This window comes from Arthrobacter sp. H20, assembly GCF_000520515.1.
GTDB lineage: Bacteria > Actinomycetota > Actinomycetes > Actinomycetales > Micrococcaceae > Arthrobacter_D.
Genome location: NZ_KI914741.1, coordinates 1 through 13429, shown reverse-complemented (window position 1 = coordinate 13429; position 13429 = coordinate 1). Strand labels below are relative to the sequence as shown.

Sequence of the window (13429 nt, the reverse complement as noted above, 5' to 3'; positions counted from 1 at the left end):
CAACGAGGGAGCCCTGTGGGGCGGCCGGTTCGACGGCGGCCCGGCTGACGCGCTGGCGGCGCTGAGCAAATCGACCCACTTCGATTGGCGCCTCGCGGTATATGACATTGCCGGGTCACGCGCCCATGCCCGGGTGCTGCACCGGGCCCGGCTGCTCGACGACGGCGAATTGGCCGGCATGCTCACGGCTCTGGACACGCTCGACGACGACGTCCGGTCGGGTGCCTACACCCCAGCCGAATCGGACGAAGATGTGCACGGGTCGCTGGAGCGCGGGCTCATTGATCGCGCCGGGGTGCAGTTGGGCGGCAAGCTGCGTGCCGGGCGCTCCCGCAACGATCAGGTGGCCACCCTGGGCCGCATGTACCTCCGGGACCACGCCAGGATCATTGCCGGCGGGGTGCTCGCGACCATTGAGGCGCTGATGCAGCAAGCCGAGGACCACCTGAGGGTCCCCATGCCGGGCCGCACCCACCTTCAGCACGCCCAGCCGGTGCTGCTGAGCCACCACCTGCTGGCTCACGCGTGGGCGCTGCTGCGCGACGTGCAGCGGCTGCAGGACTGGGACAAGCGGGCGGCAGTCTCACCGTATGGGTCGGGCGCCCTGGCGGGTTCCTCGCTGGGGCTCGATCCTCAGGCGGTTGCGGCGGAGCTTGGCTTTTCCTCGGCTACCCACAACTCGATCGACGGCACTGCATCGCGGGATGTCTATGCTGAGTTCGCCTGGATCGCCTCAATGATCGGGGTTGACCTGTCAAGGATCAGCGAAGAGGTGATTCTGTGGGCCACCAAGGAGTTCTCCTTTGTCACCCTGCATGACTCCTACTCCACCGGATCATCGATCATGCCGCAGAAGAAGAATCCTGACGTCGCCGAACTGGCCCGGGGTAAAGCGGGCCGCCTGATCGGTAACCTCACCGGGTTGCTGGCCACCCTCAAAGGGTTGCCGCTGGCCTATAACCGTGATTTGCAGGAGGACAAGGAGCCCGTTTTTGACGCGACTGACACGCTTGAAGTCTTGTTGCCGGCGGTCTCGGGAATGATCGCTACGTTGACGTTCAACACGGAGCGGATGGCGTCTCTGGCGCCCCAGGGTTTCGCGCTGGCAACCGATGTGGCCGAATGGTTGGTTCGCCAGGGGGTCCCCTTCAGGGAAGCCCACGAACTCTCCGGCGCAGCAGTCCGTCTCGCGGAGACCCGCGGGGTAGAACTGTGGGACCTCAGCGATGATGACTACGCCTCCATTTCGCCGTCCCTTACCGCTGGCGTGCGGGAGGTGCTGACCGTTGAAGGCTCCCTGAACAGTCGCGACGCCCAGGGCGGGACTGCCCCCGCAGCGGTCGAGCGCCAGTTGCAGGCGCTGCGGGACGAGCTGGCGGGGGTGGCCAGCTTCCCCACCCGGGTGCGGGGTACGCTCTAGAACAGGATCTTGAGCACGTGCCCTGCCGGGGCAAACGATAAGGAGCAGTTGTGATTGAACACCTCATCCGTGAAGTATCAGCTGGGCTCGCCGTTTCGGGCGAGGACCTGAAGTCAACCGTCAGGGGACTGGACGATGACTCCTTCGGGGCGCCAACCGCGCTGCCCGGCTGGTCGCGGGCCCATGTGGTGGCCCACGCGGAGGGGATCTCCCGCGCCATGCAGCGGCAGGTGGAACATGCAGTCCAGGGAGAGACCATCGACCTGTACGACGGCGGGTACGAGGGCCGCGTCCAGGCCATCGAAGCCAGGGCTGAGCGTCCGGCGGCCGATCAGAAGGACGCACTGGCGGCGGCGGTCGACGACGCCGTCGGCGCGTTCGAGAATGCCCGCGACCACTGGGAAGCGAAAATCTCCTACCGGGACGGGACAGTGTACGACGGCGCCCTGGCCCTGTGGCGGGAGCTGGTCATCCACGCGTCCGATCTCGATGCGGGCACCACCTCGCGGGACTGGAGCGAGCGCTTCTGCCACTACCTCATCGATTTTCTCGCTGCCCGGGTTCCAGAGGGGACAGCACTGAAACTGCAGCCGATGGGTGAGGAACCGATCACCATCCAGGCCAATGGATCAGGCAGTGCCCCCGAGGCCACCCACACCCTGGTGGTCTCCGGTGCCCTGCAGGACATCGCCGCCTGGCTGGCCGGGCGCGAACCCGTTGGCGGACTTGAGGCAACCGACGCAGCGGAAGCGGTCAGTTTGCCCGAACTGGGGACATGGCCAGCGGCGGTATCTCCCCGGTAGCACCCTTCCGGAAGGACCTGAGCCTGCGGTAGGTTGGGAGCACCCTGAGGCAGGAGGCACCATGGAATCCCAACTCACCGGCGAGTTGCAGCACAAAGCTCAGTCCCTCAGCGCCGAGCCGCTGGGCCGCATCGAGCGGCTCAGGGACGGGTATGTGCTGGCCTTTGACCGGCAGTTCGACTATCCACGCTCCTACATCTGGGACCTCCTCACCGAGCCCTCCCGTCTGGCCCAGTGGCTCGGTAAGCTCACCCCGGGATGGGAGCTGGGTAAGGAGTACTCGCTGGATATGGGCGGAGAGCTCTCCACCGGAACAGTTCTTCAGCTCAATGCACCCACCAGTCTGCAGATCTCCTGGGATGACAGTATGGGCCTCGAATCGCTGCTGGAATGGCGGGTGCTCCACTGCTCCGGCGGGGCGCTGCTCCAGCTGCGCGCCCGCTCGGAAACCGCAGATTTCCTGTCCGAGGGAGCGGCGGGCTGGCAGCTCATCCTGGATACGCTCGACGACGTGGCGGCGGGACGGCCACGCCGCCCGGAGTCCGACTGGGCGGCGCTTCGCGACGCCTATGCCGCCAAATACGGGGTCTCCCACACGATGGGCGAACTCGAAACCGCTGACGGTGTCACAATGATCCACTTCGACCGACGCTTCGAGGCAACCCTGCCGACGGTCAAGGACGCGCTCACCGCAGACCCTACCCAACAGCCGCGCGTGGAACAGGCTGAGGTCGACTTCACTGCCACCGGTCCTGCCACCCTGGTCACCGTCCGACATGTGGTGGAGGACCCCACCGAAATCGTCGCTCTGATGGCTCAGTGGCATGCGCATCTCGACGCCGTCGGAGTCGATCTTGACGGCGACACCCCCCACATCAGCGTCCGTAAACTGCGAGTCCTCGAAGACTTCTACCGGGCCAATACGGCTGCCGAGTAGGGCGCCTCGCGAGCGAGCAGGCTCGTCTTGACCTCAAGACCCCAACGGAATCCGCCGAGTGACCCGTCGGTGCGGATCACCCGGTGGCAGGGCACGAACAGGGCTGCAGCATTCCTGGCGCAGGCACCAGCTGCAGCCCGGACCGCACCGGCGTTACCGGCAAGGCACGCGTACTGCGCGTAGGTCACCGGCTGACCCGGCTGAACGGTGCGCAGCATGTCCCACGCATGGCTGCGGAACGGGCCCGAGACCTGCACCACTGGCACCAAATCAATCGCTGCGACATCGCCGTCGTAGTACGCATGGACCGCCGCGGTGATCGGCCCCAGCTCCGCCGGGGCCACCCTGACCGGTGCCGCTGCGGGTCGTAGCGTCGGATGGATCTGCCCGGTCAGGTCAGTGAGCTCAGAGGTCCAGCCGGAGGCGAGAACTGCGCCATCCTGCTCCAGGATGGTAAACGGCCCGTCGGGGGTCGGAACAGTTGCCTGCCGGGGGAGGGCATGGGGTGAGTGAGTCATTGAGGTACCGCCTTTGCTATTAGCGCCCGAGCTCGGGAGGGGCGTGGTGAACTGTCGGCGGCCAGCCGCCAGAGATGCATTGTGGCATAGGAGCGCCAGGGACTGAGGCGCTCCATCCTGGCCGCCACCTGGTGTGCGTTGGCCGACGTGGGCTGACCGGTCAGGGCGGTCCAGCCGTTCCGGACGGCTGCGTCGTTGTCCAGCTGGATGTCGGTGGCACCAAGGACGCGCATCGCCACATAGTTAGCGGTCCAGGGTCCGATCCCCGGCAGTGGCAGGAGTTTGCGGTGAAGGTCGGCGACATTGTCCTGAACCCCAATTTGCAGGCTACCGTCGGCCAGAGCCGCGCTCACCCGCAAGACACTGTCGACGCGACGGGCGGGACCCGTGAGGTACCGGGCGCCGCCGTCGGCTATCTGCGCTGCGGTAGGGAATAGTCGGTGGAGCTGCGCGTTGGCGGTTCCGTTGGGCATCAGCGGGGTTGGGCTGCCCAGATCCGCGAGCCTGCAGAGTGCGGTCCGCGCCGCTGCGACAGTGATCTGCTGGCCAATCAGCGCTCGAATCAGGATCTCGTGAGCATCGATTGCGCCGGGTAGCCTGATGCCCGGAATGAGCTGCACCCGGTGGGCGAGCAACGGATCGGCTCCCAGGACCCCGTCCACCGCCAGCGGATCAGCGTCAAGGTCAAAGAGCCGGCGAACCCGGGACAGCAGCACCGGAAGGTCGGGGAGCTTCTGAACCATCACGTCGACCGCAATCGCTGGGGCGCCGCCGGACGCTGGAGCCAGGCTCGCCGAAAACCAGGCCTGCCCACCCGGCAGCTGCAGGAGGCGCTCGTACATCTGGTTTCCCGCGTGCTCCACTCCGTCGACGGCGCGTACCCGCAGGAAGTCAAAGATGCCCCGGTCATACGGCGCCCGCAGCGGCAGCCGGAGGGAGAGCGAGGTTCCCGGCTCTGAACGTGCAGGGCCACCGTTGCGAACAGTGGAGCGGGCGCGAAGGTCTGAGGGCGTGAGATCAAACACTTCCTGAACGGTGTCGTTGAACGCCCTGATACTACTGAACCCGGCGGCGAACGCAATATCGGCGAACTTCAAGCCAGTCGCGGTGAGCAGGGAGCGGGCGGTCTGGGCGCGCGAGGCACGAGCGAGCGCGAGCGGGCCGGCGCCCAGCTCCTGATGCAGGATCCGGTTCAGCTGGCGGCTCGAGTAGCCGAGCCGCGCGGCCAGGCCGGGCACTCCGGTCCGGTCCACCTCGCCGTCGGCGATCAGCCGCATCGCCTGCGCCGCGGCATCCGAGCGGAGGTTCCAGTCCGGAGTACCCGGGACCGCTTCCGGAAGGCAACGCTTGCACGCCCGGTACCCTGCCTGATGCGCTGCGGCGGAGGTCTGGTAAAAGGTTACGTTGGCAGGCTTTGGAGTTCTCGCCGGACACGACGGACGGCAGTAGATCCTCGTCGTCGCGACCGCTGTGACGAACTGTCCGTCGAAACGGGCGTCCCGCGAATCGATCGCCCGATACTGCTGCCAGAAGTCCATTACCCAATAGTTGCAGGTTCCCTTCCCGTTGGGCTAGCGAAAATCGGACATGAGGGTACCGGAATCGGGCGCCGGGTTTGCTACGGTCTTGTGCTGTGGATGCCACCTCCGACAGAGACCGACTGGCGCTGCCGGCCACCGAAGTAGCGCCGGCGCTGCTGGGCAGCCTGGTCACCCACGATGACGGCACCAACCGCGTCACCGTCCGGATTACCGAGGTGGAAGCCTATCTTGGCGCCGGCGACCCCGGATCACACGCCTTCCGCGGGCTGACAGCCAGGAATGCGTCGATGTTCGGTGGCCCGGGCCACCTCTATGTGTACTTCACCTACGGCATGCACTACTGCGCCAACATCGTCTGCGGCCAGACCGGACAGGCATCCGGAGTGCTGTTGCGGGCAGGGGAGATTCTCGAGGGCCACGACGCAGCCCGGGCACGTCGCAGCTTCCCGCGGCGGGACCTTGACCTGGCACGGGGGCCGGCGCGACTGGCACAGGCGCTCGGACTGAACCGGGACTTCGACGGCGCCGATCTGTTCGCCACGCCGCTGACCCTGAGCCTGCCGGAGAAACCGGCGGATCCAACTGCCGTATCCAGCGGTCCCCGGGTGGGAGTTGGCGGCGTAGGCGGGGGCACCGACTATCGGTGGCGTTACTGGCTGACCCTTGACCCGACGGTCTCCCGTTACCGCGCGGCCACCTCCCGCGCAGCCCGTACAGTTAACGGGTGAACAATTCAGGCCCCGCCGTCCCAGTACCCGCTGCCTCAGTACCCGAAGTTTCCGGGGCTACAGCTCAGGACTACATTGACCGGCTCTGCCTCATCGTTCAGGACTTTCCCCGGCCCGGCATCAGCTTTCGCGATCTCACTCCGGTGTTCGGCGATGGGCCGGCCTTCCGCGCCGTCGTCGACCAGCTACTTGAGCCCTTCGCCGGCACCTTCGACCTGGTGGCAGGGATCGAGGCGCGCGGATTTCTCCTTGCGGCAGCCGTTGCCTATGCCACCGGGACAGGAGTGGTAGCGGTTCGTAAGCCGGGCAAGCTGCCCCGTCCGGTCCTGTCCGAGTCCTACAGCCTTGAGTACGGGGAAGCCGTGCTGGAAATCCACCAGGACGACGTCGCCCCGGGCACCCGGGTCCTGGTGCTCGACGACGTCCTGGCCACGGGCGGCACGCTCGCCGCAGCCACAGCGTTGTTTGAGTCCTGCGAGGCGGAGGTTGTCGGGTGCGCTGTCGTCCTTGAACTGCAGGCGTTGCAGGGACGCCAGAAAGTGCAGCAGCACCGGGTGCACGCCGTGGCGTCCTTCTAGGATTCACTGACCATGCCAAAACGGCTACCCGCACTGTAGAATTGACGGTCTGCCTTTGGCGAGAGGGGAACGCATAATGCACCACACATCCACTGCCCGTAACGAGCTCGATCACGAGCGCGACTACGTGGCCGGTCTCTACCAACGGCTCGACGAACTCCGTGCCGAAAAGCGCGGTCAGCTGGCTGAGGTACGACGATCCCTGTCGGCCGGCTCGCACCAGAACCGGTCCGAGCGGGATGCTTTCGCAACGATGTATGAGGATCGGCTGGCCCAACTCAACGCGGTCGATGACCGGCTGGTTTTCGGCCGGCTGGATCTCGACGATGGGGACGAGCGCTACATCGGCAGGATCGGGCTGTCCACCAAGGACCTTCAACAGTTGATGGTCGACTGGCGGGCGCCCGAGGCCGGGACCTTCTACCAGGCCACCGCCTTCGAACGGATGGGAGTGCGCCGTCGCCGTCACCTGATTCTGTCCCGCCGAAATGTCCTTGCCATCGATGATGACGTGCTCGATGCAGCCCTCCTGACCGATGACGAATCGTTGCAGGGCGAAGGCGCACTCCTCGCTGCCCTCAATTCCAAACGCACCGGACAGATGTCCGACATCGTGGGAACCATCCAGGCCGAACAGGACCGGGTGATCCGAGCTCCGCTGCAGGGAGTCGTCGTCGTCCAGGGCGGGCCAGGCACCGGCAAGACAGCCGTAGCGCTCCACCGGGCCGCCTACTTGCTCTATACGCACCGAGAACGCCTGAAGTCAGCGGGTGTCCTCCTCGTGGGGCCCACCAACGCGTTCATGAAATACATTGAGCGGGTGCTACCGTCACTGGGTGAAACGGGCGTCGTGATGGCCAGCATCGGCAGTCTGATGCCAGGCATTACCGCAGTGCAGGAGCCCACCGAGGAAGCCGCGGAAATTAAAGGCCGCCTGAAGATGGTTGAGATACTGCAACGCGCACTGGCGAATCGTCAGCGGGTCCCGACTGCTGACAAGCGTCTCAATGTTGAAGGCACTCTCCTGACCCTTTCTCCGCGGCAAGTGCGCAAGGCCCGCGACCGGGCACGCGCCACCGGGAAACCCCACAATGAGGCCCGCGTAACGTTCGTCAAGGTTCTGCTGCGCGAACTTACCGAGCAACTGACCGAACAGCTTGAGGAATCATCGGGTGCCGGCAATACAGCTGACCGGGCCTATCTTGCTGAGGACGTGCGCAGTTCCCGGGATGTCCGGATTGCGCTGAACCTCGCGTGGATGCCGCTGACCCCTGAAAAATTCGTCACCGAACTGCTGAGCAAACCCGGTGTCCTCGCTGCTGCCGCACCAGGTTTAAGCGATTCCGAACTGGCACATCTCACCAGGGACGTCGGTTCGCCCTGGACCGAAGCTGATGTGGCCCTCCTGGATGAGGCCGCCGAGTTGCTCGGTGACCTTGATCCATCGGCCGGACGGGATACAGCGGTCCAGGACCAGGAACGTCGCCGCGACCTGGCCAACGCAGAACGGACTCTTGAAAACGTGAACGAATCGTTGGCCGATTCCGGAGTCGATGGTGTTCTTACCGCTGAAGACCTCGCGGACCACAACTCAGTGACCGAGGCCCGGCTGAGCGCAGCCGAACGCGCTTCGGTCGACAGGACCTGGGCGTTCGGCCACATAGTGGTCGATGAGGCCCAGGAACTGTCGCCGATGCAGTGGCGGGTGCTGATGCGACGCTGCCCACTGAAATCGTTCACTATCGTGGGGGACATTGCGCAGACCAGTTCTGCAGCAGGGTCCAATTCCTGGCAGCAGGCGCTCGAGCCCTTTGTGGGGGAGCGGTGGCACCTCGAGGAACTCACTGTCAACTACCGCACACCAGCGCAGATCGCTGAGGCAGCCGCCCGGATGGCCAACGCGGCGGGCCTGGTGGTCTCGGCGCCCAAGGCAGTTCGTGAAGGACGCTGGGCACCCATCGTGAACCGGGTCCCTGAACTGATTCCGGCGCTGCTGCAGGCTCTGCCGGAGGAGCTCAGCGCGGTGGAGGGGGGATTGCTCGCTGTGATCGCGCCGGAGCGCCTGCTGGCTCAGGTGCGCGCCGCTCTGGGAGGGGTCTATGGTCATCGGGTCGGCATCGGGGCAGGGAGCACGGGCCAGGACATAGTGGTGACGAGTCCGCGTGAAGCCAAGGGACTTGAGTTCGACGGCGTAGTGGTGCTGGAGCCGGCGGAAATGCTAGACCCACGGTCAATCAGGGTCGGTGACCTGTACGTGTCAATGACCCGCCCCACCCAGAGGCTGCGACTCATTGCTACCGGCGAAATACCGGCTGGCATCGAGGACTGATAATTTAGAGCCTGTGTCCCAGCAAATAGAAACCACAGACCCAGGCCTCGCCGAACTCCTGACCGCCCAGCGCAACGACCCAGCTTTTGCCAATGTCTGGCAGGAACTGAAGTGGCGCGGGCTGGTTCAGGTATCTACCGACGAGGAAGCGCTGGAGAGTGCCCTCGCGGGTGATCCGGTAACCTTCTACTGCGGGTTCGACCCAACGGCACCCAGTTTGCACCTCGGACACCTGGTGCAGCTCCTCACGATGCGCCGGCTTCAGCTCTCCGGCCATCGTGCGCTCGGCCTGGTGGGCGGTTCGACTGGGCTGATCGGCGACCCACGGCCCACCTCCGAGCGCACGCTGAATGCACCCGAGACGGTTGCCGAATGGGTTGAGAACCTGCGGGGACAGGTGGAAAAGTACCTCGATTTCACTGGAACGAATCCGGCTCGAATGGTCAACAACCTGGACTGGACGGCGCCTTTGAGCGCTATTGATTTCCTACGGGAGATCGGCAAGCACTACCGGGTGGGCACCATGCTGGCCAAGGACGCTGTCAGTGCCCGGCTCAATTCCGACGCCGGCATCAGCTACACCGAGTTCAGCTACCAGATCCTCCAGGGCCTGGACTTCCTTGAGCTGTACCGCAGCTACGGGTGCACCCTGCAGACAGGGGGATCTGACCAATGGGGCAACCTGACGAGCGGCACTGACTTGATCCGACGTGCCGAGGGAAAGAGCGTGCACGCGGTCGGCACCCCGTTGATCACCAACTCGGACGGCACCAAGTTTGGCAAGAGCGAGGGCAATGCCATCTGGATTGACGCCCAGCTGACCAGCCCCTACGCCTTCTACCAGTTCTGGCTCAACACCGCTGACGCGGACGTGGTGGGACGGCTGAAGGTGTTTACCTTCAAATCCCGGGAGGAAATCGAGGAACTGGGGCGTTCTTCCCAGGATCGCCCGCAGTTGCGGGTTGCCCAACGTGCCCTGGCCTTGGAGGTGAACTCGCTGGTCCACGGTGTCAAAGCCACCGAGAAGGTTATTGCTGCCTCGGCCGCGCTGTTCGGTCAGGGTGAACTCTCAGGGTTGGACGAGGGCACCCTGTCGGCGGCAATCGCCGAGCTGCCCACCGCTAACGTTTCGGCTGACGCACTGGGGATCATCGATCTGCTGGTCGCCAGTGGCCTCTCTGCCAGTAACTCAGCCGCGCGGCGGACTGTCGCTGAGGGAGGTGCCTACGTCAACAACGTGAAGGTGCAGGATCCCGACACTGTCGTGGGCGCCGACTCCCTCCTTCATGGGCGGTATCTGGTACTGCGGCGCGGCAAGCGCACCCTCGCAACTGTTGACGTGTCCTTGCTCTAACCGCGCGATTCCGGGGCGCAGCCCAGGGATTTGCGTGCACCCAGATCGACGTGTAATGTTTTCTGAGTTGCCGCCGTTGAGTGGCAGCCACCCCCTTCGAAAAATATCAAGTGGTTCTGGCGTGTGCTGAGCACAGAAGCCGGAATTACTGGAAATTTTCGTCGGCTCATTCGCTTGTTTTTGAGAAAATCCGGGAATAACCCGGATTTGACAAAGATAATGCGGATGGAATAACTTTAGATAAGTCGCAGCGAGGAAATGTAAATAGAAAGAATATTTGCAGAAAATTCGAATTGCGCCTGTTGTTTGAGAACTCAATAGTGTGCCATGTTTGTTGATACCGATTGTTTTATTGATTGGTTGAATTTGGCTGCATGATGCTGCTTTTGGTGGTGTTGTGTGGTTGTTTTTGGCTGGTTTCGAATTTTGCGCGTGTCTGTTGCTGGTTTTTCCTGGTGGTGGGTGCGTGTCTGTAGTGCATTTACGGAGAGTTTGATCCTGGCTCAGGATGAACGCTGGCGGCGTGCTTAACACATGCAAGTCGAACGATGATCTTCAGCTTGCTGGGGGGATTAGTGGCGAACGGGTGAGTAACACGTGAGTAACCTGCCCTTGACTCTGGGATAAGCCTGGGAAACTGGGTCTAATACTGGATATGACCTTCTGGCGCATGCCATGTTGGTGGAAAGCTTTATTGCGGTTTTGGATGGACTCGCGGCCTATCAGCTTGTTGGTGGGGTAATGGCCTACCAAGGCGACGACGGGTAGCCGGCCTGAGAGGGTGGACGGCCACACTGGGACTGAGACACGGCCCAGACTCCTACGGGAGGCAGCAGTGGGGAATATTGCACAATGGGCGCAAGCCTGATGCAGCGACGCCGCGTGGGGGATGAAGGCCTTCGGGTTGTAAACCTCTTTCAGTAGGGAAGAAGCGAAAGTGACGGTACCTGCAGAAGAAGCGCCGGCTAACTACGTGCCAGCAGCCGCGGTAATACGTAGGGCGCAAGCGTTATCCGGAATTATTGGGCGTAAAGAGCTCGTAGGCGGTTTGTCGCGTCTGCCGTGAAAGTCCGGGGCTTAACTCCGGATCTGCGGTGGGTACGGGCAGACTAGAGTGATGTAGGGGAGACTGGAATTCCTGGTGTAGCGGTGAAATGCGCAGATATCAGGAGGAACACCGATGGCGAAGGCAGGTCTCTGGGCATTAACTGACGCTGAGGAGCGAAAGCATGGGGAGCGAACAGGATTAGATACCCTGGTAGTCCATGCCGTAAACGTTGGGCACTAGGTGTGGGGGACATTCCACGTTTTCCGCGCCGTAGCTAACGCATTAAGTGCCCCGCCTGGGGAGTACGGCCGCAAGGCTAAAACTCAAAGGAATTGACGGGGGCCCGCACAAGCGGCGGAGCATGCGGATTAATTCGATGCAACGCGAAGAACCTTACCAAGGCTTGACATGAACTGGAACAGCGCAGAGATGTGTTGGCCGCTTGCGGCCGGTTTACAGGTGGTGCATGGTTGTCGTCAGCTCGTGTCGTGAGATGTTGGGTTAAGTCCCGCAACGAGCGCAACCCTCGTTCTATGTTGCCAGCGCGTTATGGCGGGGACTCATAGGAGACTGCCGGGGTCAACTCGGAGGAAGGTGGGGACGACGTCAAATCATCATGCCCCTTATGTCTTGGGCTTCACGCATGCTACAATGGCCGGTACAAAGGGTTGCGATACTGTGAGGTGGAGCTAATCCCAAAAAGCCGGTCTCAGTTCGGATTGAGGTCTGCAACTCGACCTCATGAAGTCGGAGTCGCTAGTAATCGCAGATCAGCAACGCTGCGGTGAATACGTTCCCGGGCCTTGTACACACCGCCCGTCAAGTCACGAAAGTTGGTAACACCCGAAGCCGGTGGCCTAACCCCCTTGTGGGGAGGGAGCTGTCGAAGGTGGGACCGGCGATTGGGACTAAGTCGTAACAAGGTAGCCGTACCGGAAGGTGCGGCTGGATCACCTCCTTTCTAAGGAGCGCCTCGAATCGTTTCTCATTGATCCACTGTGGTTGGTGGGGGGTTCGTAGGAGTATGGCCTATTGCGCGGGCGTTTGTTCCGCGGTGGGCTGCTCATGGGTGGAATATCAATGAATAGGTGCCTGGTGGCGCCGGCTGGTGGTTGAGTACGGTCACTGATCAGAGGATTTCATGCGGTTATTCGTGTGGGTGTTGTGGTTGGTGGTGTGGAAAGGGTGTTGGTTGGTGGTGATTGGGTTTATCGTATGGCACACTGTTGGGTCCTGAAATAACAGGGCCCTGATTCTCGTGCACGGCTGTTTCGTCCTTTGGTGGGTGGGGTGGTTTGTGTGGGGTGGGTTGGGGTGTTGGGGTTTCTGGTTTTTCCCTGCCATGGCAGCGGGATCCTTGAATACATGCTGGTGGCGTGAGTGTCGTGGTGTGTGGGGGTTTTGGTTGGTGGTGTGGGGTTGTTGGTTGAGAACTGCATAGTGGACGAGAGCATCTTAAAAATAAGAAGCAATTTCATAAAATCTTGGTTTCAGACTTCGGTTTGTTTCCGTGGTTTTCTCGATATGTTTTTTGATCTTTGTGGTCAAGTTTTTAAGGGCACACGGTGGATGCCTTGGCATCAGGAGCCGAAGAAGGACGTGGGAATCTGCGATAAGCCTGGGGGAGTCGATAACCGGACTGTGAGCCCAGGATTTCCGAATGGGGAAACCCCGCCTGGCCAGCGATGGACCGGGTGACCCGCATCTGAACACATAGGGTGCGTGGAGGGAACGTGGGGAAGTGAAACATCTCAGTACCCACAGGAAGAGAAAACAATAGTGATTCCGTTAGTAGTGGCGAGCGAACGCGGATGAGGCTAAACCAGTGGTGTGTGATAGCCGGCGGGCGTTGCATCACTGGGGTTGCGGGACTTTCCGTTCTGATTCTGCCGGATCAGTGAAATGAGTGCAGGCGTATAGGTGAACGGTCTTGAAAGGCCGGCCGGAGAGGGTGTAAGTCCCGTAACCGTAATGCGTGCTGCCGTTTGGAGAGTATCCCAAGTAGTACGGGGCCCGAGAAATCCCGTGCGAATCTGCCAGGACCACCTGGTAAGCCTAAATACTCCCTGATGACCGATAGCGGACAAGTACCGTGAGGGAAAGGTGAAAAGTACCCCGGGAGGGGAGTGAAACAGTACCTGAAACCGTGTGCCTACAATCCGTCAGAGCGTTG

General features: G+C 62.5%; 9 protein-coding genes and 2 rRNA genes. 9 read left to right on the top strand and 2 right to left on the bottom strand.

All coding sequences use genetic code 11. The features are described from left to right. Nucleotides 1–13 precede the first annotated feature (13 nt). The 3 genes from argH to Y703_RS0112345 all read left to right on the top strand — a co-directional run bounded on the left by argH (nucleotide 14) and on the right by Y703_RS0112345 (nucleotide 3160). The gene (argH, locus tag Y703_RS0112355) at nucleotides 14–1420 is read left to right on the top strand and encodes an argininosuccinate lyase (protein WP_253908040.1); all 1407 of its coding nucleotides are present in this window, start codon (nucleotides 14–16) and stop codon (nucleotides 1418–1420) included. 50 nt (nucleotides 1421–1470) lie between these two features. Further along, complete coding sequence (locus Y703_RS0112350) at nucleotides 1471–2223, top strand: maleylpyruvate isomerase family mycothiol-dependent enzyme (RefSeq protein ID WP_026552943.1); 753 nt, start codon at nucleotides 1471–1473, stop codon at nucleotides 2221–2223. Between the two features lie 61 nt (nucleotides 2224–2284). Next, on the top strand, nucleotides 2285–3160 hold the full coding sequence (locus Y703_RS0112345; RefSeq protein ID WP_026552942.1) for an SRPBCC domain-containing protein: 876 nt from the start codon (nucleotides 2285–2287) through the stop codon (nucleotides 3158–3160). Here Y703_RS0112345 and Y703_RS0112340 read toward each other — a convergent pair. Both Y703_RS0112340 and Y703_RS0112335 read right to left on the bottom strand, forming a co-directional pair. Further along, the gene (locus tag Y703_RS0112340; RefSeq protein WP_026552941.1) at nucleotides 3133–3678 is read right to left on the bottom strand and encodes a methylated-DNA--[protein]-cysteine S-methyltransferase; all 546 of its coding nucleotides are present in this window, start codon (nucleotides 3676–3678) and stop codon (nucleotides 3133–3135) included. The two genes, Y703_RS0112345 and Y703_RS0112340, sit on opposite strands and share 28 nt — an antisense overlap. Continuing rightward, on the bottom strand, nucleotides 3675–5216 hold the full coding sequence (locus tag Y703_RS0112335) for a DNA-3-methyladenine glycosylase 2 family protein (RefSeq protein ID WP_026552940.1): 1542 nt from the start codon (nucleotides 5214–5216) through the stop codon (nucleotides 3675–3677). Before Y703_RS0112335 ends, Y703_RS0112340 begins: the two co-directional genes overlap by 4 nt. Before the next feature lie 95 nt (nucleotides 5217–5311). On the opposite strand from Y703_RS0112335, the gene Y703_RS0112330 reads away from it, so the two are divergent. The 6 genes from Y703_RS0112330 to Y703_RS0112305 form a co-directional block, all read left to right on the top strand. Further along, nucleotides 5312–5947, top strand: a complete 636-nt coding sequence (locus tag Y703_RS0112330; protein WP_026552939.1) for a DNA-3-methyladenine glycosylase — start codon at nucleotides 5312–5314, stop codon at nucleotides 5945–5947. A 74-nt stretch (nucleotides 5948–6021) separates the two neighbouring features. Further along, nucleotides 6022–6525 (top strand): adenine phosphoribosyltransferase, encoded by a 504-nt coding sequence (locus tag Y703_RS0112325; RefSeq protein WP_026552938.1) that lies wholly within the window; start codon nucleotides 6022–6024, stop codon nucleotides 6523–6525. A 76-nt stretch (nucleotides 6526–6601) separates the two neighbouring features. Continuing rightward, nucleotides 6602–8854: a HelD family protein gene (locus Y703_RS0112320; protein ID WP_026552937.1), complete on the top strand. Its 2253-nt coding sequence runs from the start codon at nucleotides 6602–6604 to the stop codon at nucleotides 8852–8854. A gap of 13 nt (nucleotides 8855–8867) precedes the next feature. Next, nucleotides 8868–10208, top strand: a complete 1341-nt coding sequence (gene tyrS / locus Y703_RS0112315; RefSeq protein ID WP_173400631.1) for a tyrosine--tRNA ligase — start codon at nucleotides 8868–8870, stop codon at nucleotides 10206–10208. A 480-nt stretch (nucleotides 10209–10688) separates the two neighbouring features. Further along, nucleotides 10689–12217, top strand: a 16S ribosomal RNA gene (locus Y703_RS0112310). Between the two features lie 581 nt (nucleotides 12218–12798). Then, a 23S ribosomal RNA gene (locus Y703_RS0112305) occupies nucleotides 12799–13429 on the top strand; the annotation flags it as partial.

Coding starts and splice junctions, on each gene's coding strand:
- Y703_RS0112345 (WP_026552942.1), top strand. CDS start 2,285: ATGGAATCCCAACTCACCGGCGAGTTGCAGCACAAAGCTCAGTCCCTC.
- Y703_RS0112340 (WP_026552941.1), bottom strand. CDS start 3,678: ATGACTCACTCACCCCATGCCCTCCCCCGGCAGGCAACTGTTCCGACC.
- Y703_RS0112335 (WP_026552940.1), bottom strand. CDS start 5,216: ATGGACTTCTGGCAGCAGTATCGGGCGATCGATTCGCGGGACGCCCGT.
- Y703_RS0112320 (WP_026552937.1), top strand. CDS start 6,602: ATGCACCACACATCCACTGCCCGTAACGAGCTCGATCACGAGCGCGAC.